This is a genomic window from Burkholderia mayonis, assembly GCF_001523745.2.
GTDB classification, from domain to species: Bacteria; Pseudomonadota; Gammaproteobacteria; order Burkholderiales; family Burkholderiaceae; genus Burkholderia; species Burkholderia mayonis.
In genome coordinates this window covers 1,568,265-1,592,026 of sequence record NZ_CP013386.1, presented here as the reverse complement: position 1 = coordinate 1,592,026, position 23,762 = coordinate 1,568,265, and the positions used below count along the sequence as shown (strand labels likewise).

Below are 23,762 nucleotides of genomic sequence, written 5' to 3'. Positions count from 1 at the left end.
GATTCAACGCTTGTAAAGTTCGCGGACCGCGTCTTCGATGTGCTGGCGCAAGAGATGCCGTTCTTCCGGCGTCATGTGGCCGTCGCGGCGCCGCTGATCGAGATCGGGCGGGACAGCGGCCGAGCGGGAGGGAGGCTCGGCGCGATCGGGCGACGCGGCACGCGCCGGTGCGCCCTTGCCGCGCGGCATCTTGTGCGACGACGCGGCGCCGCGGTCCGGGCGCTGCGCACAGGCGAACTCCGAAGCGAGGAAGCCGACGCATGCGAGCGCCAGCACGAACGCCGTCTTCGTCGGCCGCATCACTGGCCTCGCCTCTTTCGTCGTTTTGTTCCCTTCGTCACGCGGCAACCGGCTACCTTTGGCACACGTACAAACCCTGCGAGAATCGGGCGTGCAAACCATGTAAATGTTAAGTGGAGGGAGTATCCACCGAATGTCGTCTTCGAGTAAAGGAGTCTGTCGCGACTGTCTTTACTCGGCACAATAGCGCGGGTAAATTTTGTAACTGACTGTAACCCGTCGAAAGCCGCAAGCTCGCGGTTTTTCCTAATCGCGATAAGATGCCACTCATGGAAACGAAAAACCCCTCGAAAATTCTCGTCGTCGACGACGACCCGCGCCTGCGCGATCTGCTGCGCCGCTATCTCGGCGAGCAGGGTTTCAACGTGTACGTCGCCGAGAACGCGACGGCGATGAACAAGCTCTGGGTGCGCGAACGTTTCGATCTACTCGTGCTCGACCTGATGCTGCCGGGCGAGGACGGCCTGTCGATCTGCCGCCGCCTGCGCGGCAGCAACGACCGCACGCCGATCATCATGCTCACCGCGAAGGGCGAGGACGTCGACCGCATCGTCGGCCTCGAGATGGGCGCCGACGACTACCTGCCGAAGCCGTTCAATCCACGCGAGCTCGTCGCACGCATTCACGCGGTGCTGCGCCGCCAGGCGCCCGCCGAACTGCCGGGCGCGCCCTCCGAGACGACCGAGGTGTTCGAGTTCGGCGAGTTCTCGCTGAACCTCGCGACGCGCACGCTCACGAAATCCGGCCAGGAGATTCCGCTCACGACGGGCGAATTCTCGGTGCTGAAAGTGTTCGCGCGCCATCCGCGCCAGCCGCTGTCGCGTGAAAAGCTGATGGAGCTCGCGCGCGGCCGCGAGTACGAAGTGTTCGACCGCAGCCTCGACGTGCAGATCTCGCGCCTGCGCAAGCTGATCGAGCCGGATCCGGGCAGCCCGCGCTTCATCCAGACGGTGTGGGGTCTCGGCTACGTGTTCATCCCCGACGGTGCGGCCTGATTTCTGTTTCGACGCGGCACACGCCTCCGACGCCACGCCTTTGACGCCAGTTAGACAGCCAGTCCTATGCGTATCGACCGGCGCCTTTTGACGCTCGTGTTCGGCGGGCTGTTCTGGCGCACCTTCCTGCTGATCGCACTGTTGATCGCAGTGAGTCTTGCTGCGTGGTTCCAGAGCTTCCGGGTGATCGAGCGCGAGCCGCGCGCGCAGCGCGTCGCGCTGCAGCTCGTCGCGATCGTGAAGCTCACGCGCACGGCCCTCCTCTATTCCGATCCCGACCTGCGCCGCGCGCTGCTGCAGGATCTCGAGAGCAACGAGGGCGTGCGCGTCTATCCGCGCGAAAAGACTGACAAGTTCAAGCTGCAGCCCGACGAGTCGCTGAACCGGCTGATCGAGCACGACATCCGCAGCCGCTTGGGCGACGACACGGTGATCGCGCAATCGGTCAACGACATCGCCGGCGTGTGGATCAGTTTCAAGATCGACGACGACGACTACTGGGTCGCGCTCGACCGCGATCAGCTCGACACCGTCACCGGCCTGCAATGGGCGGGCTGGGGCCTCTTCGCGCTCGCGCTGTCGCTGTTCGGCTCGGCGTTCATCACGAGCCTCGTGAACCAGCCGTTCTCGCGGCTCGCGCTCGCCGCGCGCAAGGTGGGCTCCGGCCAGACGCCGGAGCCGCTGCCCGAGCGCGGGATGGGCGTCGCCGCCGACACCAACCGCAGCTTCAACCAGATGGTGCGCGACCTCGAGCAACTCGAGGCGGACCGCGCGCTGATGCTGGCGGGGATCTCGCACGACCTGCGCACGCCGCTCGCGCGGCTGCGCCTCGAGACCGAGATGAGCCCGTCCGACCAGGCGACAAAGGACGCGATGGTCGACGACATCGAGCAGATGGACCGCATCATCGCCGCGTTCATCGACTACGCGCGCCCCGCGCAGCGCACGCCGGAGCCCGTCGACCTGTCGCACGTCGCGCGCGAGGTCGCCGCGCGGATCGTGAGCGAAGACGGCGTGCAGCTCGACATACGCCTCGCGCCCGCCGCCGTCATCGAGGCGGACGAGACGGACATGCGCCGCGTGATCGGCAATCTCGTCGAGAACGCGCGCAAGTACGGGCAGAGCAGGAAGGACGGCGTCGCGCGCATCCTGCTCGAGACGCGCGTGACGCACGCGCGCGTCGAGCTCGTCGTCGCCGACGAAGGCCCCGGCATCCCCGAGGATCAGTTGCCGCTCGTGATGCGCCCGTTCTACCGCGTCGACACCGCGCGCAGCAAAGCCGACGGCACCGGGCTCGGAATGGCGATCGTGCTGCGCCTCGTCAACCGCTACCGCGGCACGCTGCGGCTGCGCAACCGCACGCCGGACGCCGGCCTCGAAGTCACGCTGGAGTTTCCGAGCGCGAAAGCGCGTGCGGCCGCGTGACGCACGACGAATCCCTCACTCGATGATCGAACCCTATCGGCATCTTTGAAAATTCCTATGAGGTTCGTTAGTTAAAATCTATTGATAGAAAAATTTAATAGAGTTATAGTTTTCCCTATGCTGTCACGGAGACGTTGCAGCGCATCGGTAGCTTGACCGCAGGTAGCCGTTTTTCCCAACTCACACAGGAGCATCCGCATGAAAACCGTGGGCGATAAACTCGAAGCTTTCACCGTTGTAGCCGCGAAGCCGGGCTTCAACAACCATGAAGAAAATGGCCAGTCGGCCTTCGAGACGGTCACCGAAGCGTCGTTCCCGGGCAAGTGGAAGGTCGTCTACTTCTACCCGAAGGACTTCACGTTCGTCTGCCCGACGGAAATCGTCGAATTCGCGAAGCTCACGAAGCAGTTCGAAGAGCGCGACGCCGTCCTGCTCGGCGGTAGCTCGGACAACGAATTCGTCAAGCTCGCATGGCGCCGTGAGCACAAGGATCTCGACAAGCTGAACCACTACTCGTTCGGCGACGTCAAGGGCGAGCTGATCGACCAGCTCGGCGTGCGCGACAAGGAAGCCGGCGTGGCGCTGCGCGCGACGTTCATCGTCGACCCGGACAACACGATCCAGCACGTGTCGGTGAACAACCTGAACGTCGGCCGCAGCCCGGAAGAAATCCTGCGCATTCTCGACGGTCTGCAAACGGACGAACTCTGCCCGTGCAACCGCGCGATCGGCGGCGCGACGCTGTAAGCGTTCGATGCACGAAAGCCCGCAGCGCTGCGTCATGCCTGCGGGCTTTTTTAACGGCCCAATCATAGGAGATATCAATGGAATTCATCGAATCGATTAAGGCTCAGATTCCCGACTACGCGAAGGACATTCGCCTGAACCTCGACGGTACGATCTCGCGCTCGTCGCTCGAAGGCGCCGACGCGGTCGGCGCGGCGCTCGCGGCGGCGTTCGCGGCGAAGAGCACCGTCCTCGTCAACGCGATCCGCGAAGCGGGCGTGCTGTCGCCCGAGGAAATCCACGCGGCGCTGACGGCAGCTGCGCTGATGGGGATGAACAACACCTGGTATCCGTATGTCGAGATGGCCGACGACGGCGACCTGAAGACGCAGCGCGCCGAGCTGCGGATGGGCGCGTATGCGTCGCACGGCGGCGTCGACAAGCGCAAGTTCGAGATGTACGCGCTCGCCGCGTCGATCGTCGGCAAGTGCCACTTCTGCGTGAAGTCGCACTACGCGCTCCTGAAGAACGAACAAGGCATGACCGTCACGCAGCTGCGCGACGTCGGCCGCATCGCGTCGGTGATCAACGCCGCCGCGCAGGTGATCGCCGCCGAAGGCAAGTGAATGCGATGACGGTGCGATGACGGCCGTCGCCGCAACAAAAAACGCCGCGCGCATCCGTCGCGTGGCGTTTTTGTTTGTGCTCGCGCACCAGGTCGGCGGCGCGGCAGGTGCGCGCCGGACCTCCGGGTCGGTCTTTTTTTCGGCGCTTTGCGTCCTTGCGCGCAACGTGGCTCGCCGCATGGCTTGCTTCGTCGCACGTCGGATTACATCGACCGCATGGTTTGAACCGCTTCGAACGCGCCAGGCGTCTACGCCTTTTCGAGCATCTGCGGCGATTCGCCGATTCGGTGATTTCCTTCGCGCCGATCGCTTCCCGGCGCCCCGCCAGCAGCGGGGCCTCGCGCCGCCGTTCAGGCCGCTCGAACCGCCCAAGCCGCCAGGCCGCCCAGCGGTCGATTATGCCGCCGCCTCGCGCACGACGAGCGCCGCCGCCTGCGCCTCGACGCCCTCGCCGCGTCCAAGGTAGCCGAGCTTCTCGTTGGTCTTCGCCTTCACGTTCACGCGATCGAGCGGCAAGCCGAGATCGGCCGCGATGTTCGCGCGCATCGCGTCGATGTGCGGCGCGAGCTTCGGCGCCTGCGCGATGACGGTGCTGTCGACGTTGCGGATCGAAAAGCCCGACTGCGCGACGCGCGCCGCGCATTCGCGCAGCAGCGCGCGGCTGTCGGCGCCCTTGAAGCGCGGATCGGTGTCGGAGAAATGACGGCCGATGTCGCCGAGCGCCGCCGCGCCGAAGAGCGCATCGGTGATCGCGTGCAGCAGCACGTCCGCGTCCGAGTGGCCGAGGAGCCCGCGCTCGTACGGGATCGTCACGCCGCCGATGATGAGCGGCCGCCCGGGAACGAGCTGATGCACGTCGTAGCCTTGTCCGATTCTGAAATCCATGTGATTCGATCCGAGTGTGATGCGATGATGAAAATACGGTTCAGGAAGCGCGCGCCGGATGCGCGAGGATCGCTTCCGCGAGGTCGAAATCCTCCGGATACGTGACCTTGAAGTTGCGCAGGCTGCCCTGCACGACGCGCGGCGCATGGCCCGCCCATTCGATCGCGCTCGCTTCGTCAGTCAGGTCGTGGCCGTCGAGCTGCGCGCGCTGGATCGCGTCGCGCAGCATCCCGATGCGGAACATCTGCGGCGTCTGCGCCTGCCAGAGGCCGGCGCGCGGCTCGGTGCGCTCGATCGCGTCGGTGCCCGCCGGCACGCGCTTCAACGTATCGGCGACCGGCAGCGCGACAATGCCGCCGACGGGATCGTCCTTCAGCGTGCCGATCAGCGTGCGGATCAGCGCAGGCGTGATGCCGGGGCGCGCGGCGTCGTGCACGAGCACCCAGTCGGCGTCCGTCGCGCCGAATTCGGCGAGCTGGATCAGCCCGTTCATCACCGACGCCTGCCGCGACGCGCCGCCGCAGCGCCGCACCGCGAAGCGCAGGCCGGCGAAGCGGCGCGCGTCGAAATGAGAATCGTCGGGCGAGATCACGACGAGCGTCTGCGCGAACTCGCTGCACGCGTCGAACGCGGCGAGCGTGTAGTGCAGCAGCGCGCGTCCGGCGAGCGTGCGGTATTGCTTCGGCAGCGCGGAGCCGGAACGGCTGCCGGTGCCGGCGCACGGAATCAGGGCGAATAGTCGGGAGGTCACGGGAAAAAACGCAGGAAAAGATGAAATCGAAGGACGGATTTTATAATACGTCTTTCGCCGTGATGAGCCGCGCCGAGCTCGTCCCCATCCGGCGTCCGCCAACCAGCCGCTCGTTATGTCAGACAACGCCTCCCCATCGCAGTCCCCCGTCGCGCTCGTCAAAGCGGGCCAGCGCTTCGCGTTCGACGGTGCGCACGGCTCCGCCGACGCGCTCGTCATCGCCCGCTACCTCGCCGTGCATCGCGCGCAGGTGCCGCTTCTCGCCGTGATCTGCGCGAACGCAGTCGACGCGCAGCGGCTCGCGCAAGAGCTCGGCTACTTCGCGCCCGACACGCGCGTGCGCGTGCTTCCCGACTGGGAGACGCTGCCGTACGACACGTTTTCGCCGCACCAGGATCTCGTGTCCGAGCGCCTCGCGACGCTGCACGACCTCGGCGAAGGCCGTTGCGACATCCTGCTCGTGCCCGCGACGACGGCGCTCTACCGGATGCCGCCCGCGTCGTTCATGGCCGCCTATACGTTCGCGTTCACGCAGGGCGAGCGGCTCGACGAGGCGAAGCTGAAGGCGCAGTTGACGCTCGCGGGCTACGAGCACGTGAGCCAGGTCGTGCGGCCCGGCGAATACTGCGTGCGCGGCTCGCTGATCGACCTGTACCCGATGGGCTCGCCGCTGCCGTACCGGATCGACCTGTTCGACGATCAGGTCGACTCGATCCGCGCGTTCGATCCGGACACGCAGCGAAGTCTCTACCCGGTGCGCGACGTGCGCCTCCTGCCCGGCCGCGAGTTCCCGTTCGACGAGGCCGCGCGCACCGCGTTCAGAAGCCGCTGGCGCGAGACGTTCGAAGGCGACCCGAGCCGCGCGCCGATCTACAAGGACATCGGCAACGGCGTGCCGTCGGCCGGGATCGAATACTATCTGCCGCTCTTCTTCGACGAGACGGCGACGCTCTTCCACTATCTGCCCGACGGCGCGCATCTCGTGTTCGCGGGCGATCTCGACGCGGCGATCAAGCGCTTCACGAACGACACGAAGCAGCGCTACGCGTTCCTGTCGCACGACCGCGAGCGGCCGATCCTCGAGCCGCAGCGCCTTTTCCTGTCCGACCAGGATTTCTACGCGTTCGCGAAGCCGTTCGCGCGCATCGCGCTGCCCGCGCAGCCGTCGGGCGGCTGGGCCGCTCCGCTGCCGAGCCTCGCGCTCGACCGCCATTCTGACGCGCCGCTCGCCGCGCTCGCCGCGTATCTCGACACGACGGAAAACCGCGTGCTCTTCACCGTCGAATCGGCAGGCCGCCGCGAGACGATCGCACAACTGTTCGCCGAGCACCGTCTGCGGCCCGCGGGCAGCGACAGCTTCGCCGCGTGGCTCGAAAGCGACGAACGCTTCGCGCTCGGCGTCGCGCCGCTCGCCAACGGCTTCGCGGTGCCGGGCGAAGGCTACGCGATCGTCACCGAGACCGAGCTGTACGGCGCGCTCGGCCGCCGCGCGGGGCGCCGCCGCCAAGAGCAAGCAAGCAACGTCGATGCGATGGTGCGCGACCTGTCCGAGCTGAAGGTCGGCGACCCGGTCGTTCATGCGCAGCACGGCATCGGCCGCTACATGGGCCTCGTGTCGATGGATCTCGGCGAAGGCGACACCGAGTTCCTGCATCTCGAATATGCGGGCGACAGCAAGCTGTACGTGCCCGTCGCGCAACTGCACGTGATCTCGCGCTACAGCGGCGCGGACCCGGACAGCGCGCCGCTGCACGCGCTCGGCTCCGGCCAGTGGGAGCGCGCGAAGCGCCGCGCCGCGCAGCAGATCCGCGACACCGCGGCCGAACTGCTGAACCTGTATGCGCGCCGCGCGGCCCGCGAGGGCCACGCATTCGCGCTCGAGCCGCGCGATTACGTGAAGTTCGCCGAGAGCTTCGGCTTCGAGGAGACGCCCGACCAGGCCGCGGCGATCGCGGCCGTGATCGGCGACATGACGAGCGGCAAGCCGATGGACCGCCTCGTGTGCGGCGACGTCGGCTTCGGCAAGACCGAAGTCGCGCTGCGCGCGGCGTTCATCGCGGTGATGGGCGGCAAGCAGGTCGCGCTCCTGTCGCCGACCACGCTGCTCGCCGAGCAGCACACGCAGACCTTCATCGACCGCTTCGCCGACTGGCCGGTACGGGTCGCCGAGCTGTCGCGCTTCAAGTCGACGAAGGAAGTGAACGCGGCGATCGCGCAGATCAACGAAGGCAGCGTCGACATCGTGATCGGCACGCACAAGCTGCTGTCGTCGGACGTGCAGTTCAAGCGGCTCGGCCTCGTGATCATCGACGAGGAGCACCGCTTCGGCGTGCGCCAGAAGGAAACGCTGAAGGCACTGCGCGCGGAGGTCGACGTGCTGACGCTGACCGCGACGCCGATCCCGCGCACGCTCGGGATGGCGCTCGAGGGGCTGCGCGATTTCTCGGTGATCGCGACCGCGCCGCAGAAGCGGCTCGCGATCAAGACCTTCGTGCGGCGCGAGGAAGAAAGCGTGATCCGCGAGGCGATGCTGCGCGAGCTGAAGCGCGGCGGCCAGGTGTATTTCCTGCACAACGAGGTCGAGACGATCGAGAATCGTCAGGCGATGCTGGAGGCGCTCGTGCCCGAAGCGCGGATCGTGATCGCGCACGGCCAGATGCACGAGCGCGAGCTCGAACGCGTGATGCGCGATTTCGTCGCGCAGCGCGCGAACGTGCTGCTCTGCACGACGATCATCGAGACCGGCATCGACGTGCCGAGCGCGAACACGATCATCATGCACCGCGCGGACAAGTTCGGCCTCGCGCAGCTTCACCAGTTGCGCGGGCGCGTCGGCCGCTCGCATCACCAGGCATACGCGTACCTGCTCGTCCACGATCCGCAGGCGCTGACGAAACAGGCGCAGCGACGGCTCGAAGCGATCCAGCAGATGGAAGAGCTCGGCTCGGGCTTCTATCTCGCGATGCACGATCTCGAGATCCGCGGCACGGGCGAGGTGCTCGGCGACAAGCAGTCGGGCGAGATCCACGAGATCGGCTTCCAGCTCTACACCGAGATGCTGAACGACGCGGTGAAGGCGCTGAAGAACGGCAAGGAGCCCGACCTCACCGCGCCGCTCGCCGCGACGACCGAGATCAACCTGCACGCGCCCGCGATCCTGCCCGCCGACTATTGCGGCGACGTGCAGGAGCGGCTGTCGCTGTACAAGCGGCTCGCGAACTGCGAGCACGGCGATTCGATCGACGGCATCCAGGAGGAGCTGATCGACCGCTTCGGCAAACTGCCGCCGCAGGCGCACGCGCTCGTCGAGACGCACCGGCTGCGGCTTGCCGCGAAGCCGCTCGGGATCGTGAAGATCGATGCGAGCGAGGCGGCGATCGGGCTGCAGTTCGTGCCGAATCCGCCGATCGATCCGATGCGCATTATCGACATGGTGCAGAAGCACCGGCACATCAAGCTCGCCGGCCAGGACAAGCTGCGGATCGAGACGCGCACGCCGGATCTCGCGGTGCGCGTGTCGACGGTCAAGGAAACGCTGCGCGCGCTCGGCCAGCCGACCCAGCCGCGCGCGCAGGCGGCCGCGCGCTAGCGGCCGAGGCGCGCCGGTCCGGCGGCGCTATTGCCGAGCGAAATCGACGGCGACGCCGTCGATCCACGCGCGCAGCTCGTCGATGCCGATCTCGCCGCCGCTGTCGACGAGCCGGCCGATCTCGTCCGCGTACGCGATCATCGCGCGCCGCGCGCTCGGCTGCGTCGCGGCCGACAGGAATTCGGCCTTCTCGATCGCCATGCCGCGCTCGAGCGGCAGCGAGCCGCCCTCGTAGATCGCCCGCTTGACCGCGCGAATCGAGTGGCTCGGCCGGCGCGCCATGCGCTCGGCAAGCGCCTCGGCCTCCGCGCGCAATTGCTCGCCCGGCACGACGCGGTTCACGAGCCCGAGCGCGAGCGCCTCGCGCGGCGACAGCAGCCGGCCGTCGAGGCAAAGCTCGATCGCGCGCGCGACGCCGACCGTGCGCGCGAGCATCTGCGTGCCGCCGCCGCCCGGCAGCAGCCCGATGTAGATTTCCGGCTGCCCAAGAACGTGGCCGCGGTCGGCGTCGCCGTCCGCCATCACGCGCAGGTCGCACGCCTGCACCATCTCGCAGCCGCCGCCCATCGCACGCCCGTTGACGGCCGCGACGAACACCTTGTCCATCGCGCGCATCTGCGCGGTCACCTCGTGGAACAGGTTCATCTGCGCGACGCCCGCCATCGGCGTACGCTCGACGCAACGGCGTGCGCCCGGCACGCGGCTCAACGCGGATTCGACGCGCATCGCGGCGTCCGTGACGGCGGCCGGCAGCGGCACCGCCATTCCCTCGGCGGCCGCCTTGATCTCGCCGACGTCGAAATGCGTGAGGAACGCATCGGGCACCGCGCTCGCGAGGATGACCGCGCCGACGCCTGCGTCGTGCTCGAGCCCGTCGAGCACGCCCTTCAGCTCGCGCATCATCGCGGTCGTCAGAAAATTGAACGGCGGATGATCGAACGTGATCGTCAATACGCGATCCTTGCGCTCGATACGCAGATATTTCATTTTTCTCTCCCTTTCCTGCCACGCGTCGATTGCGACGCGACCGGCCGCGCCCGATGCCGGCCGCGCCCTTCCCGGCGCGCCGTCGCGAGCGCCGCGCGCCGCTGTTTCCCGCGGCGGACGCCGCGCCGGCCGCCGCGGCTCACGGCTCACGCACGTTCGCGTCATGCCCGGCCATATTAAGTTCCAAAATAGAACTAAATCAAGCCTTTTCATCGATACGATGACGTCCCCGCCAATACGCAAACGTCGGCGGCGCGCAAGCGCCCACATCCGCGCAGGCGGACGACGCGCGATGCTGCGCCGCAAAGCGGCGTGTGAGCGCGCCCCCTGTCGTTTTTGAGTATGATCTTTGCATTCCTCTGCCTCCCTGCCGGAGTTCCGCCATGTCCGTTCTCGACGCAACGGCACCGTCCGCGTCCGCTTCCACGTCGTCCACCGAACCGCTCAGCCTGTCTTGGGTAAAAAGACTCGTGTCGATCGACACCACGAGCCGCGTGCCGAATCTCGGTCTCATCGAAATGGTCCGCGACACCCTCGCCGCGGCCGGCGTCGCGTCGACGCTCACGCACGACGCCCGCGACGGCTGGGCGAACTTGTTCGCCACCCTCCCCGCCCACGACGGCGCGACCGACGGCGGCATCGTGCTGTCGGGCCACACCGACGTCGTGCCGGTCGACGGCCAGCAGTGGGACAGCGATCCGTTCAAGCCGGAAGTCCGCGACGGCAAGCTCTACGGGCGCGGCACCTGCGACATGAAGGGTTTCATCGGCGCGGCGCTCGCGCTCCTGCCCGAGATGCAGGCGGCCAGGCTCGCGCAGCCGATCCATTTCGCGCTGTCGTTCGACGAAGAGATCGGCTGCGTCGGCGCGCCGCTGATGCTCGCCGACCTGAAGGCGCGCGGAATCGCGCCCGCCGGCTGCATCGTCGGCGAGCCGACCGGCATGCGCCCCGTGATCGCGCATAAGGGCATCAACGTCTACCGTTGCTGCGTGCGCGGCCACGCGGCGCATTCGTCGCTGACGCCGAAGGGCTTGAACGCGATCGAATACGCGGCGCGCCTCATCTGCCACATTCGCGATCTCGCCGACGAATTCCGCGCGCAGGGTCCGTTCGACGAGCGGTACGACGTGCCGTTCACGACCGCGCAAACGAGCCTCATCCAGGGCGGCAACGCGGTCAACACGGTGCCCGCCGAATGCCAGTTCTCGTTCGAGTTCCGCAACCTGCCGACGCTCGATCCCGACGCGATCTTCGCGCGCATCGACGCATACGCGCGCGACACGCTGCTGCCGCGGATGCGCCGCGAGCATCCGAACGCGGCGATCGAGTTCTCGAAGGTCGCCGCGGCGCCCGGCCTCGACGCGGCCGAGCAGGCGGCGATCACGCAGCTCGTGCGCTCGCTCACCGCCGATCAGGAGAAGCGCAAGGTCGCGTACGGCACCGAAGCGGGCCTGTTCCAGCGCGCGGGCATTCCGAGCGTCATCTGCGGGCCCGGCTACATCGAGCAGGCGCACAAGCCGAACGAGTTCGTCGAACTCGATCAGCTCGCGTCGTGCGAGCGCTTCTTGCGCAAGCTCGTGCACGGCATGACGCTCGCTTGATGCGGCGCGCCGCCGCGAGCTTCGTTCCGGCCGGGCGATCGGCCTCCGTCATCGATACGCGCACGCACATGCCGACTTCAACTCACCGCCCCGCTCACCTGACGATCAACGGCGAGCCGATTCCGACACTCGACGAGATCGCCGCGCAGCACTTCGCGCTCACGCCATGGCTGACGCGCACACCGGTGTTCGAGCGCGCCGATCTGCCGTCGCTCGACAACACGCACGTGAACTTCAAGTTCGAGCTTCTACAGGCGAGCGGCAGCTTCAAGGCGCGCGGCGCGTTCACGAATCTGCTCGCGCTCGGCGAGGACAGGAAGAGCGCGGGCGTCACCTGCGTGTCGGCGGGCAACCATGCGGCGGCCGTCGCCTATGCGGCGATGCGGCTCGGCGCGAGCGCGAAGGTCGTGATGTTCGACACGGCGAGCCCGGCGCGCATCGCGCTGTGCCGCCAGTACCAAGCGGAAGTCGTGATGGCGTCGAGCCCCGCCGAGGCGTTCGAGATCGTGCGGCGAATCGAGGCCGAGGAAGGCCGCTTCTTCGTGCATCCGTTCAACGGCTATCACACGATCCTCGGCACCGCGACGCTCGGCTACGAATGGGCGACGCAAACGCCCGACCTCGACGCGGTGATCGTGCCGATCGGCGGCGGCGGCCTCGCGGCCGGCACGTCGACCGCGCTGCGGCTCGCGAATCCGCGCGTGCACGTGTACGGCGTCGAGCCCGAAGGCGCGGACGCGATGAGCCGCAGCTTCGCCGCGAATCACCCGATCCGGATGGGCGCGATGCACACCATCGCCGATTCGCTGATGGCGCCGCACACCGAGGAGTACAGCTACGAGCTGTGCCGCCGCCATGTCGACCGGATCGTCACGGTATCGGATGACGCGCTGCGTGCGGCGATGCTCTATTTGTTCACGCATCTGAAAGTGGCGGTCGAGCCTGCGTGCGCGGCCGCGACGGCCGCCCTCCTCGGGCCGCTGCGCGAGACGCTGCAAGGCAAGCAGGTCGGCGTGCTGCTGTCGGGGACCAACATCGATTCGACAGCGCTCGCCGCGCATCTCGAGCATGCGCGGCTGCATCGAACGCCGCGGCCGTGATGCCAGTTATCCCCAGTTCATGTTGAAGAGCATGTTGAAAAGCCGCGGACAAGCACGCTAACGCGTTGTTCGCGCGGCGTTTTCGGGAAGCGCCGCGAAATGCGTCGCCGGCCGGCCGGGCGGCCCGGCGATACGACGCGGTTATCCCCAGTTTTTGTTGAAAGGGCTGTTGATAAGCATGGGGCAGCCACGCTAACTGCTTGATCCGATTCGGATCGCCCGCCCCGGTGCAGCGCGTTGCACGATCGAGTCGCACCGGCTGCACGTCGCGCCGGGCGCCATGTTTTCCACAGATCGTGTTGACAGGCTTGTTGATAAGCGGCCGAACAACTGCGCAAGTGCTTGAGCGTGCAGCGCTTTGCACCGGCGCTCGCGTACGCGGCGTTGCGTGCGCGGCGCGCGGGCATCGAGCTTTGCGAGATCGCGCGGCGCACGCACGCGCACTCGCGGCTGGGCGGCTGCAAGGCCGGTCGACCACGATCATCGACGAGGATCATCCGATGCGTTCTTCGCGTTCGATTTGGATCGGCATCGCGCTCTGCGCGGCCGTCGCGTCGCTGCCGGGATGCGCGAGCGCGCCGCCCTCGGCCGCAAGCGATCCGCTTTGCGCGCACGCGGGCGGCACGCGCGAATTGCAGGCGGACTTGCTATTCGGCCGCGACGTAGCAGGTCGCGGGCCCGTCACCGGCGCGGAGCGCGAGCGCTTCGTCGCCGACGTCGTCACGCCGCGCTTCCCTGACGGCCTCACGACATGGGATACGCATGGCCAATGGCGCAATCGCGCGACGGGCGACATCGCGCGCGAGGAAAGCTTCGTGATCCGTATCGTTGCCGCCGACTCGCCCGCGACGCTCGACAGTCTCGCCGCGATCCGGCGCGCTTACGTCGAGCGCTTCCATCAGCAATCGGTCGGGCTGGTGCTGGCTCGCGTGTGCGCATCGTTTTGAGCGTACCGAGCCGACGGCGCCGCACCGATCGCGTCGCTTCCGCCAGCGCGATCGATGCGGCTCGAAACGGCTCAAAGCGACCCGAAGCGACCCGAAGCGCCCCGAACGCACGGCCTCGCAGCGGCGCTGCATCGAGCGTGTCGCACGACGTGCGTCACCCGGGCACGTCGACCTGAAGCCGCATACGCGGCGGCGCCGGTTCGACGCTTCACGAAAGAAGGCCCGCGCACGCCGCCCGCAAACGCGGCCGCGCGGCGCCGTCACCGAAGAAGCGGCCGATTCCCGATCGCGTCGACGAAAAAAACGGGCGCCGCCGGCGCCCGTCTTCATCGGGAGGTCAAGGCTTGTTGCCTTCGAACATGTCGATGATCTGCCGCTTCTCCTCCGGCGTCACCGGCGGCGGCGTCAGACCTGCCGCGCCAGCCGAGCCGAGCGCATCGTTCGCGTTCACGGTCGGGCTCGCGGCCGGGTTGAAGTCGACGTTCGCGACGAAGCCCGCGCCCGGCGTGCGGTCTGCGTAGTACAGCTCGCCGTCGATCGTCGTCAGCCCGTCCGGCATCGCCATCTGCTGCTCCGGCACGCCGGAAAGCGCGGTGCGCATGTAGTTCACCCAGATCGGCAGCGCGAGCTGCGCGCCGAATTCGCGGCTACCCAAACTCTTCGGCTGGTCGAAGCCCATCCACGCGACCGCGACGAGAGATTGCTGATAACCGGCGAACCACCCGTCCTTCGCGTCGTTCGTCGTCCCGGTCTTGCCTTGCAGGTCGCCGCGCCCGAGTGCGTTCGTGCCCGCACCGGTGCCGGCCGTCGCGACCGTATGCAGCAGGCTGTTCATCACGTACGCGTTGCGCGGGTCGACCGTGCGCGTCGCGGTCGAGCCCGCGACGACGGGCTGCGACTTTTGCAGCGTCTGCCCGCGCGCGTCGTCGACCTCGGCGATCAGGTACGGGTCGACCTTGTAGCCGCCGTTCGCGAACACCGCGTAGCCGGACGCGAGCTGCAGCGGCGTGACGAGGCCCGCGCCGAGCGCCATCGGCAGATACGGCGGCGTCTTCGCGGGATCGAAGCCGAAGCGCTGCGTCACGTAGTCCTGCGCATACGACGTGCCGATCGACGCGAGGATCCGGATCGACACGAGGTTCTTCGAGCGCTGCAGCGCGGTGCGCATCGACATCGGACCATCCGGCTGATCGTCGTCCTTCGGCTCCCACGGCTGGCCGCCCGGCACGCTCGGCGGGAAGTATAGCGGCGCATCGTCGATGATCGTCGCGGGCCCGAGGCCCTTTTCGAGCGACGCCGAATAGATGAACGGCTTGAAGCTCGAGCCCGGCTGCCGCCACGCCTGCGTCACGTGGTTGAACTTGCTCTTGTTGAAGTCGAAGCCGCCGACGAGCGAGCGGATCGCGCCGTCCTGCGGCGCGATCGCGACGAGCGCGCCTTCGACCTGCGGCAGTTGCACGATCTGCCATGCGCCCTTCGCGTCCTTCATCGCGCGCACGATCGAGCCCGGCTTGATCTTCAGCGCGGCCGACGCGCGCGAGCTCAGCGCCCCCGCCGCGAAGCGCAGCCCGGCGCCGTTGATCGTCGTCGTCGCGCCGCCGACGAACTGCACCTCGACCACCGTCGGCGACGCGGCGAGCACGACGGCCGACTGGAGATCGCCGTTGTCCGGATGATCGGCGAGCGCGTCGTCGATCGCCTCGTCGCGTTCGTCGCCCGCGGGCGGCAGCGCGACGAAGCCTTCCGGGCCGCGATAGCCGTGGCGGCGCTCGTAGTCCATGATCCCGCGGCGCACCGCCTGGTACGCGGCTTCCTGGTCAGCCGCGTTGATCGTCGTCGTGACGGTCAGGCCGCGCGTGTAGGTTTCGTCCTTGTACTGCGCGTACATCATCTGCCGCACCATCTCGGCGACGTACTCGCCGTGCACCGCGTACTGATTGCCCGGCGTGCGCGTGTGGATCTCTTCCTTCACCGCCTGATCGTACTGCTGCTGCGTGATGTAGCCGATCTCGCGCATCCGCTTCAGGATGTATTCCTGGCGCACCTTCGCGCGCTTCGGATTGACGACCGGGTTGTATGCGGATGGCGCCTTCGGCAGGCCCGCGAGCATCGCCGCCTCGGCGAGCGTGATGTCCTTCAGGTCCTTGCCGAAGTACACGCGCGCGGCGGCCGCGAAGCCGTACGCGCGCTGGCCCAGATAGATCTGGTTCATGTACAGCTCGAGGATCTGGTCTTTCGTCAGCGCCTTCTCGATCTTGTAGGCGAGCAGCATTTCATAGATCTTGCGCGTGTACGTCTTCTCGCTCGACAGGAAGAAATTGCGCGCGACCTGCATCGTGATCGTGCTCGCGCCCTGCCGCGCGCCGCCGTGCAGGATGTCGGCGACGCCCGCGCGCAGGATGCCGAGGAAGTCGACGCCGCCGTGCTCGTAGAAGCGGTAGTCCTCGATCGCGAGCACCGCCTTCTTCATCACGTCGGGGATGTCCTGGAAACGCACGAGGCTGCGGCGCTCCTCGCCGAACTCGCCGAGCAGCACGTGGTCCGCGCTGTAGACGCGCAGCGGCACCTTCGGCTGATAGTTCGTGAGCGCGTCGAGCGACGGCAGCTGCGGCCCCATCACGACGAGCGCGTAGCCGACGATCAGCGCGCCGACAACGAGGAGCGTCGCGAACAGCCCGGCGAACCACAGCGCGACGCGCGAGCCGAACGTGCGCGAACCGCCGTCGCCGCCGCCCGTGCGGCGCTCCGCGCGGTCGTCGTCATCGTCATCGGTGTAGTAGGCGCCGGCGGGCGAACGTCGTAGCGAATAATGGTGCTCGTTCGTGGCGCGGGAGGAAGACGGTCGTTTGATAATAGGCATGTCGGATTGGCGGCGCACGAGGCGCGCCTCGAACGCATGCGAGGCGCGTGCGCGGAACGATAGACGTAGCGTCGTGGAGCGTATCACGTCGACGGATCCCGGCGCGCGTCGGTCCATACGGCGTCCGGTCCGCAGCGTGACAGCGCATTTTAATGAAATCGACGGGCGCCCTTCAGGATTTTTTGTAAAAAATCCTCGAATTCGTTGCGGCGCGCACCGTCGCGCGCCGCGAACGCTCCTATGATGAAGGCGGAACGCCGAGCGCCTTTCGCTTTCGTTTTGAAAGGCGCTCGCGCGAAAATATTGCGTTCGATGCACTGGAAATTTCCGTCGCCCGTCCGCATTTTCGGTTCCGGCCAGCGGCGTTCGCGCCGCCCATTGGAGCCCGCGTTTAAGCGGTGTTTAAGCGAACCGGTGGTGTAATATCCGCCGACGCCAACCGCCTCGCGCCGCTGCGAAGCCTCGCACGCGATGCGCGACGCGCGCATCGTTCATTACTTACGGAGGAATCCATGTCGCTTTTCGACTCTATTTCGCGCACGATCAAAGGTCTGCTGAACGACGCGGCGGACTCGGTGCAGGATCCGTCGCGCGACGCGCGGCAGATCGTGCGGGAGCTCGACGACAGCATCGGCCGCGCGGAAAACTCGCTGATCGAGATCGAAGCGCAGGTCGCGACGCAACGCAGCAAGCGCGACACCGCCGACGAGCGCGCGAAGAAGTACGAAGACGGCGCGAAGCGCGCGCTGCAATCGGGCGACGAAGGCCTCGCACGCGAAGCGCTCGCCGCGCAGGCGAACGCCGAGGCCGAGCGCGACGCGCTCGCACGCGAACTCGAGACGCTCGAGCCGTCGGTCGACAAGCTCAAAGGCCAGATCGCCGACATGCGCGGGCGCCGCAACGACCTGAACGCGCGCTCGAACATCCTGCAGGCGAAGCAGGAAATCGCGCAGGCGAAGGACGTCGCGGCCACCGCGCTCGGTGGGATCGGCGGCAAGAACCTGTCCGAGGACTTCCAGAAGCTCGAGGACAAGGTCGCGCTGTCGAACGCGCGCTCCGACGCGCGCCTGAATTCGGCCGACACGAACAGCGGCCGTGCGCTCGAAGACAAGCTCGCCGCGCTGAACAAGGGCCCGTCCGTCGAGGACCGCCTCGAAGCGCTGAAAAAGCAACTGAACACGCCGGCGCAGTAACGGCGGCACGTCGCCCGCCGGCGCTTCGCGACGCGGCGGCGGTGCGCATCGAACGCGCCCGCCGCCGCGCGCGAAAATCCGCAAGGAGACGGGCCGAGCGCCCGAACCGATCATGAAAAAGCTTCTCGCAGCCGTCGGATTGTCGCTGATCCTCGCGTCGGCCGCCGCCAGCGCGGCGGTGCCGTCGCTGCAGCAAATCCAGCAATCGATCGCGCAAGGCAACTGGCAACGCGCCGACGCGCAGCTCTCGCAAGTGATCGACGCGTATCCGGACAACGCGCGCGCCCGCTATCTGTACGGCCAGGTGCTCGACCGCGAAGGCCGCTCCACCGAGGCGCTCGCGCAGATCGAACGCGCGAAGTCGCTCGATCCTCAGTTGCGCTTCACCGATCCGTCGCGCTTCGCGCAAACGGAAGCGCGCGTGCGCGCCGATGCGCGCCGCGTGGCCGCGCAGTCGCCGCGGTCGGCGACGTCGGGCGGCATGCTCGTTGCACCGCAGACGCAAGCGCAGGCGCAGTCGCAGTTCGCCGCGGCGCCCGCCGCGCCCGTGCATCGCGGACCGTCGACGGGCATGTGGATCGGCATCGCGGTGCTGATCGGCGCGATCGCACTCGTGCTGCGCTGGACGCTGCGCCGCGCGCGCTCGACGGACGACAAGCGCGCCGATGAAGAGCGCCGCGCGCAATTGAAGCGCGCGACCGACGTCCTCAACGACGTGCGCCCGCTCAAGCTCGACGCGCGGCTGTCGACGGCGCCCGGCGCCACCGCGCTCAACGGCGAGATCGAAGCGCTCGAAGCGCAGGCGCGCGAGCTCGTCGAGACGTTGTCGAACGGCAAGAATCCGGCGCCGCCGTACCGACTCGAAGAATTGGAGAAACAATTCGCGAGCCTGAAGGCGCGCGTCGAAGGCCGCCCCGATCCGAACGCGACCGCGGCGGGCGCGCCCGGCAACTCGGGCTCGGTATTTGCTCAGGAGGCCGATCGACTGACGGGCGCGCCAGGCCAGCCGCCCTACTCGCCGTATCCGCCGCAACCGCAGCAGCCGCCCGTCGTGATCCAGCAGGGCGGCGGTTTCGGCGGCGGCATGGGCGGCCTGCTGACGGGCGTGCTGCTCGGCCAGGCGATGTCGCACGGCCGCGACCGAGTGATCGAGCGCGATGTGATCGTCGACGACGAAGGGCGGCGCCGCGCGGCCGATCCGGGCGTCGACTTCGGCCAGGGAAACAGTTGGGACAGCGGCGGCTCCGACGGCGGCGGCGTCGATCTCGGCAGCAGTGGCGACGATTGGAGCAACAACGGTTGACGATGCACCGTTAGAACGACGAAATGGGCCGGAAACGGCCCATTTTCTTATCGATTCCCTTTGTTAAGATTTCTCAGATGAACTACCGATAAAGGATCGGGTTCGTTATGATGACGGCCATCAACGTGCCGTAACGAATCGTTGCGCTGCGCCCCATTTCATTTTCGACAGGAGCAAACCGCCCATGAGCATCATCCAGGAATTCAAGGAATTCGCCGTCAAGGGCAACGTCATGGATCTCGCCATCGGCGTGATCATCGGCGGAGCGTTTTCGAAGATCGTCGACTCGGTGGTGAAAGACCTCATCATGCCCGTCATCGGCGTGCTGACGGGCGGCCTGGATTTCTCGAACAAGTTCGTGCTGCTCGGGCAGATTCCGCCGTCGTTCAAGGGCAATCCGGAATCATTCAAGGATCTGCAGGCGGCGGGCGTCGCCGCGTTCGGCTACGGCTCGTTCATCACCGTGCTGATCAACTTCGTCATCCTTGCGTTCATCATCTTCCTGATGGTCAAGTTCATCAACAAGCTGCGCAAGCCGGCCGAGGCCGCCCCCGCCGCGACGCCGGAAGACGTGCTGCTGCTGCGCGAGATCCGCGATTCGCTGAAGCAGCGCTGAACGCATGCAACGCACGATCGCAACCAAGCCCGCTTTGCGCGGGCTTTTTTTTTGGTCGTCCGGATGATCTCGGGCGCCACGCGCGATGCGGCGCCGCGCGCGGCGGCAGAGAATACCCGAATCATTTTTTTGCGACGTTCGGTCGCACGCGCGGCGCTACCGGGTCTATCATGGAAACTCAACGACAGTGCAGGCGCAAAAGCGCTGGCTTTGGCGATCGTAGGCTCTCACCCGGTTCGGTCGACGCACGGCAATGTGGCATCGGCGAACTTCGTGAAGCCGGCATTTTCGTATGCTATAAAAGATCGACATGCGGCGCGCATAGCCGGGAGTGGGTCGCATGAGGATGCCGCATTTCTTGCAATTGTTTTTGAGGCGAGTGTTTATGTCCTTCCCGAAAAAACGCCGACGCACGCAACCGGACGGCCAGGAATCGTTCCTCGCGGTGCTGCGCCATGCGAAGCCGTTCGCTCAGCTCGACACGAAGATCGCGCGCGCCCGTGCGCAGGACGAGCCCGTGCTCTACGCGCACGTGCTGCCCGGCCTCGACGTCCTGCTCTGCAGCGTACGCGGCGCGCAACCGCCGTATCCCGCGATCGCCGAACTGCGCAAGCGCTGCATCGAATCGATCGCCAACGCGCTCGAGCAGCCGCTCGACGGACTCGAGAACGGCGGCTACTGGTACGAAGCGAACGGATTCGGCTTCCTCGTGTTCGCGAGTCGCGCCCGCGCGCGCATTCTGCCCGAATTTGGTGCGGGCGTGAAAGCCGGGCTGCGAAGCGGAATCGGACAGCCGAACGCCGGCGACACGACGCCTCGCTCGCTGTAGTCATCGCCACATGACACGGGCCGTTTGAAACGGCCCGTTTCTTCATCGGGACGCCGCCTCGCGATCGTGCGGCGGGGTATGTTGTCGACGTGCGCGTGTCGCTTGCGCGTCGGCTACTCGCTCCGTCTCGTCCGCGGACGCACGATGTCGATGAACGCCGCGAAATCGGCTTGCGCGAGCCCCATCGCCGCACCGAGTCGCAGCACTTGCTGCACCGTCGCCGCGACGGGCATCACCGCACCCGCGTCGCGCGCCGCGTCGGCAATCGCATCGACATCCTTCTGGAACGTCTTCAGCGCGCCGATCGGCGGATGGCCGCCGCTCGTCATCCTCGGCACGAACGTCTGCAGCAGCACCGAATCCGCCCAGCCGCCCGCGAGCGCTTCGGCGAGGCGCGCCGCGTCGATGCCGCTCGCCTGCGCGAGCCCCACCGCCTCCGCGATCGCGGTGACGGTCGCCGTCACGATCGCCTGATTGCACAGCTTCGCCGTCTGCCCCGCGCCCGCGTCGCCGAGATGCGTGACGCGCGACGCATACGCGCCGATCAGCTCGCGCACCGCGTCGACGTCCGCGAGCGGGCCGCCCGCCATCACCGCGAGCGTGCCCGCTTCCGCGCCCGGCACGCCGCCCGATACCGGCGCGTCGACCCAGCTCACGCCGAGCGCCGCCGCACGCGCCGCATACGCGCGCGTCGCCGCGGGCGGAATGCTCGAATGATCGACGATACGCCGCACGCGGCGCGTGGCGGCATCGCCCGCGAGCACGCCAAACGCGCCGAACACGACGTCGCCGACCGCAGGCGCGTCGAGCACGCAAAGCACCACCGTCTCCGCACACGCGGCAAGCTCGACCGGCGTATCGACAACCTGCGCGCCGTGTCCGGCGAGCGCGTCGGCCTTCTCGCGCGTGCGGTTCCATACGTGCACCCGATGGCCGGCCAACAGCAAATGCCGAATCATCGGCGCACCCATCAAGCCCGGTCCGCAAAATCCCACGTCCACGTCTTCCCCTTTCCTCTCGTTCGAATACCGATTGAAGTTGCCGCCCATCATACCTATCACTCAGGAAGGCATGCGCGAGAACGACAGATGCGCGCACCGCGGCTGGACCGAACGTCGAACGCTTCATTGGAGAACGTCATGAACGACCACGTCTACAAACTGATCGAGCTCACCGGCTCGTCACGCCAATCGAGCGACGACGCGATCCGCAACGCGATCACAAAGGCCGCGAAGACCGTGCGCAATCTGCACTGGTTCGAAGTGACCGACATGCGCGGGCACATCGAAGGCGACCAGGTGATTCACTGGCAAGTGACGCTCAAGGTCGGACTGCGCATCGAAGACTGAACGGCTACGCCGGGTGCGGCGTCGAACGGTCGTTTGGAACGCTCGCACCGTGCGCACGGACGGCGCATCGCAAACGCGCGACGCGCGTCGAGCGCGCTTTTGCCGCTTTCATGCGGCGCGTGCTCGGCGAGCCGCTTGCGTTGGGCGTCATGCGTTCGGCTCGTCTGCCGGCCGGCGTCGCGGAGAAGCGTGACGCGCGAGCGCGATTCGCTCGTTCGCCGTGTTCGCCGTGTTCGACGTGTTCGACGTGTTCGACGTGTTCGACGTGTTCGACGTGTTCGACGTCGTGCCGATCATCGAGGTCGGCGGCAATTCGAGAACGCCTCTGTCGGCAATCCGCAACCGGCAGTCGGCAGTCGGCAGTCGGCAGTCGCCGGCGGGCGGCGGGCGCCCCGGACAAGGCGCACGCCACGCGCGAAGCGCATCGCGCGACGTGCCCGACTCTTCGTCGTCCTTTCGGCGTCCTTCACGCCCCGTCACGCCGTCCCTTTTTTCGCTGTCTTCGTCGCCCGCCTTCATCGCCTTTACGCGCCAAGGCCGCAAGCACACCGCCCGCCGCGCGCAACGTTCGCGCCCCGCCGATCACGCACGCCGCGCGAAGCGATTCGAAAAAGCCGCGCTTGACGCTCCTTTATGTCCATATTAAAAACCATATACCCCCATCCCCAATCGATCAGCCTACACATATAAATGGAGAGAGCATGAGCCAGCAACGCGAGGCGATCGACACGTATCTTTTGCGCGTCCTGCATACCTTATTGATGGAGCGCAGCGTGACGCGCACGGCCGTCAAACTGAACCAGTCGCAGCCGGCGATCAGCGCCGCGCTGCGCCGCCTGCGCGACATCACGGGCGACCCGCTCCTCGTGCGCGGCAAGTCCGGCATGGTGCCGACCGAGTACGGCCTGCGCCTCCTCGAGCCCGTGCAGAACGCGTTGCGCGAGATCGAGCGGATCAAGTTTCAGCAGCACAATTTCGATCCGGCGACGTCGATTCGCTGCTACCGGATCGGCTGCCCCGACTATCTGAACGTGCTGTTCGTGCCAACCGTCGTCGAACGCTTCCGGCAGGCCGCGCCGAACGCGACGCTCGAATTCCATTCGCTCGGCCCCGCGTTCGACTACGAACTCGCGCTCGAGGACGGCAAGCTCGACATCGTCGTCGGCAACTGGCCGGAGCCGCCCGAGCAACTGCACCTGTCGAACCTGTTCGTCGACGAGATCGTCTGCCTGATGAGCAACACGCATCCGTTCGCGAAGCGCGGCGGTCTCACGCTCGACCAGTACCTGAATGCGCCTCATCTCGCGCCGACGCCGTACTCGGTCGGCCAGCGCGGCGCGATCGACGTTCATCTCGCGCGCGAGCGCCTGAAGCGCCACGTCGTCGTCACGCTGCCGTACTTCAATCTCGCGCCGTACGTGCTCGTGAAGTCGGATCTGATCTTCACGACGACGCGGCTCTTCGCCGATCACTACGCGAAGTTCCTGCCGTTGTCGGTCGTGCCCGCGCCACTCGACTTCCCGCCGATGCAGTACTACCAGCTCTGGCACGAGCGCTGTCATTACTCGGACGAAGTGCGCTGGCTGCGCGGACTCGTCGCCGAGGCGACCCGCACGCTGATCGACATGTGAGCGCGCAGGCTGCGCGATCCGCGGCGCAAGCGGCGCGCATCGCGCAATC

23 protein-coding genes are annotated in these 23,762 nt (G+C 67.1%); 15 read left to right on the top strand and 8 right to left on the bottom strand.

Annotation, left to right across the window (positions count from 1 at the left end):
- Positions 1-3: 3 nt before the first annotated feature.
- Together WS70_RS07945 and WS70_RS07940 are read right to left on the bottom strand one after the other, a co-directional pair.
- A complete protein-coding gene (locus tag WS70_RS07945) occupies positions 4-300 on the bottom strand; it encodes a hypothetical protein (protein ID WP_059470551.1) in 297 nt (98 codons plus the stop codon).
- Complete coding sequence (locus tag WS70_RS07940; protein ID WP_010104413.1) at positions 300-482, bottom strand: hypothetical protein; 183 nt, start codon at positions 480-482, stop codon at positions 300-302. The genes WS70_RS07945 and WS70_RS07940 overlap by 1 nt, the downstream gene beginning before the upstream one ends.
- A gap of 78 nt (positions 483-560) precedes the next feature.
- Here WS70_RS07940 and ompR point away from each other — a divergent pair, with 78 nt between their 5' ends.
- The 4 genes from ompR to WS70_RS07920 all read left to right on the top strand — a co-directional run bounded on the left by ompR (position 561) and on the right by WS70_RS07920 (position 4,072).
- Positions 561-1,295 carry an osmolarity response regulator transcription factor OmpR gene (gene ompR, locus WS70_RS07935; RefSeq protein WP_004192636.1) on the top strand — a complete coding sequence of 245 codons (735 nt, stop codon included), beginning with the start codon at positions 561-563 and terminating at the stop codon, positions 1,293-1,295.
- A 66-nt stretch (positions 1,296-1,361) separates the two neighbouring features.
- Positions 1,362-2,720: an ATP-binding protein gene (locus WS70_RS07930; protein ID WP_059597106.1), complete on the top strand. Its 1,359-nt coding sequence runs from the start codon at positions 1,362-1,364 to the stop codon at positions 2,718-2,720.
- 198 nt (positions 2,721-2,918) lie between these two features.
- A complete protein-coding gene (locus WS70_RS07925; protein ID WP_059470549.1) occupies positions 2,919-3,467 on the top strand; it encodes a peroxiredoxin in 549 nt (182 codons plus the stop codon).
- Between the two features lie 77 nt (positions 3,468-3,544).
- A complete protein-coding gene (locus WS70_RS07920; protein ID WP_059470548.1) occupies positions 3,545-4,072 on the top strand; it encodes a carboxymuconolactone decarboxylase family protein in 528 nt (175 codons plus the stop codon).
- Between the two features lie 396 nt (positions 4,073-4,468).
- Here WS70_RS07920 and ispF read toward each other — a convergent pair whose 3' ends face one another.
- Together ispF and ispD are read right to left on the bottom strand one after the other, a co-directional pair.
- A complete protein-coding gene (ispF, locus tag WS70_RS07915; protein ID WP_059470547.1) occupies positions 4,469-4,957 on the bottom strand; it encodes a 2-C-methyl-D-erythritol 2,4-cyclodiphosphate synthase in 489 nt (162 codons plus the stop codon).
- Between the two features lie 40 nt (positions 4,958-4,997).
- Positions 4,998-5,708 (bottom strand): 2-C-methyl-D-erythritol 4-phosphate cytidylyltransferase, encoded by a 711-nt coding sequence (gene ispD, locus WS70_RS07910; RefSeq protein WP_059597107.1) that lies wholly within the window; start codon positions 5,706-5,708, stop codon positions 4,998-5,000.
- A 115-nt stretch (positions 5,709-5,823) separates the two neighbouring features.
- On the opposite strand from ispD, the gene mfd reads away from it, so the two are divergent.
- On the top strand, positions 5,824-9,297 hold the full coding sequence (mfd, locus tag WS70_RS07905) for a transcription-repair coupling factor (RefSeq protein ID WP_059470545.1): 3,474 nt from the start codon (positions 5,824-5,826) through the stop codon (positions 9,295-9,297).
- 27 nt (positions 9,298-9,324) lie between these two features.
- Here the strand turns inward: mfd and WS70_RS07900 are convergent, their stop codons facing one another.
- Positions 9,325-10,284 (bottom strand): enoyl-CoA hydratase/isomerase family protein, encoded by a 960-nt coding sequence (locus WS70_RS07900; protein ID WP_059597108.1) that lies wholly within the window; start codon positions 10,282-10,284, stop codon positions 9,325-9,327.
- 383 nt (positions 10,285-10,667) lie between these two features.
- On the opposite strand from WS70_RS07900, the gene argE reads away from it, so the two are divergent.
- The 3 genes from argE (at position 10,668) to WS70_RS07880 (ending at position 13,932) form a co-directional block, all read left to right on the top strand.
- Positions 10,668-11,885 carry an acetylornithine deacetylase gene (argE, locus tag WS70_RS07895; RefSeq protein WP_059470543.1) on the top strand — a complete coding sequence of 406 codons (1,218 nt, stop codon included), beginning with the start codon at positions 10,668-10,670 and terminating at the stop codon, positions 11,883-11,885.
- Positions 11,886-11,953: 68 nt separating this feature from the next.
- The gene (locus tag WS70_RS07890) at positions 11,954-12,985 is read left to right on the top strand and encodes a threonine/serine dehydratase (protein ID WP_059597145.1); all 1,032 of its coding nucleotides are present in this window, start codon (positions 11,954-11,956) and stop codon (positions 12,983-12,985) included.
- A 500-nt stretch (positions 12,986-13,485) separates the two neighbouring features.
- On the top strand, positions 13,486-13,932 hold the full coding sequence (locus WS70_RS07880) for a DUF3574 domain-containing protein (protein ID WP_059597146.1): 447 nt from the start codon (positions 13,486-13,488) through the stop codon (positions 13,930-13,932).
- Positions 13,933-14,269: 337 nt separating this feature from the next.
- Here the strand turns inward: WS70_RS07880 and WS70_RS07875 are convergent, their stop codons facing one another.
- Together WS70_RS07875 and WS70_RS32325 are read right to left on the bottom strand one after the other, a co-directional pair.
- Entirely contained in the window at positions 14,270-16,792 is a 2,523-nt protein-coding gene (locus WS70_RS07875; protein WP_059470558.1) for a penicillin-binding protein 1A, read from the bottom strand.
- Positions 16,793-16,941: 149 nt separating this feature from the next.
- The gene (locus tag WS70_RS32325; protein ID WP_197419233.1) at positions 16,942-17,280 is read right to left on the bottom strand and encodes a hypothetical protein; all 339 of its coding nucleotides are present in this window, start codon (positions 17,278-17,280) and stop codon (positions 16,942-16,944) included.
- 24 nt (positions 17,281-17,304) lie between these two features.
- Here WS70_RS32325 and WS70_RS07865 point away from each other — a divergent pair, with 24 nt between their 5' ends.
- From WS70_RS07865 to WS70_RS07850, 4 genes are all read left to right on the top strand, one after another.
- Complete coding sequence (locus tag WS70_RS07865) at positions 17,305-17,985, top strand: PspA/IM30 family protein (RefSeq protein WP_059470542.1); 681 nt, start codon at positions 17,305-17,307, stop codon at positions 17,983-17,985.
- A 112-nt stretch (positions 17,986-18,097) separates the two neighbouring features.
- Positions 18,098-19,288: a tetratricopeptide repeat protein gene (locus WS70_RS07860; RefSeq protein ID WP_059597109.1), complete on the top strand. Its 1,191-nt coding sequence runs from the start codon at positions 18,098-18,100 to the stop codon at positions 19,286-19,288.
- Positions 19,289-19,472: 184 nt separating this feature from the next.
- On the top strand, positions 19,473-19,904 hold the full coding sequence (gene mscL, locus WS70_RS07855) for a large conductance mechanosensitive channel protein MscL (protein WP_059470540.1): 432 nt from the start codon (positions 19,473-19,475) through the stop codon (positions 19,902-19,904).
- Positions 19,905-20,289: 385 nt separating this feature from the next.
- Positions 20,290-20,733: a hypothetical protein gene (locus WS70_RS07850; RefSeq protein ID WP_059470539.1), complete on the top strand. Its 444-nt coding sequence runs from the start codon at positions 20,290-20,292 to the stop codon at positions 20,731-20,733.
- 113 nt (positions 20,734-20,846) lie between these two features.
- Here WS70_RS07850 and WS70_RS07845 read toward each other — a convergent pair whose 3' ends face one another.
- A complete protein-coding gene (locus WS70_RS07845) occupies positions 20,847-21,785 on the bottom strand; it encodes an NAD(P)-dependent oxidoreductase (protein ID WP_059470538.1) in 939 nt (312 codons plus the stop codon).
- Between the two features lie 87 nt (positions 21,786-21,872).
- Here WS70_RS07845 and WS70_RS07840 point away from each other — a divergent pair, with 87 nt between their 5' ends.
- The 3 genes from WS70_RS07840 (at position 21,873) to WS70_RS07830 (ending at position 23,713) form a co-directional block, all read left to right on the top strand.
- Positions 21,873-22,082 carry a dodecin gene (locus WS70_RS07840; protein WP_059470537.1) on the top strand — a complete coding sequence of 70 codons (210 nt, stop codon included), beginning with the start codon at positions 21,873-21,875 and terminating at the stop codon, positions 22,080-22,082.
- Between the two features lie 265 nt (positions 22,083-22,347).
- A complete protein-coding gene (locus WS70_RS07835; protein ID WP_159082868.1) occupies positions 22,348-22,728 on the top strand; it encodes a hypothetical protein in 381 nt (126 codons plus the stop codon).
- 55 nt (positions 22,729-22,783) lie between these two features.
- A complete protein-coding gene (locus tag WS70_RS07830; RefSeq protein ID WP_059470535.1) occupies positions 22,784-23,713 on the top strand; it encodes a LysR substrate-binding domain-containing protein in 930 nt (309 codons plus the stop codon).
- Positions 23,714-23,762: the final 49 nt, after the last annotated feature.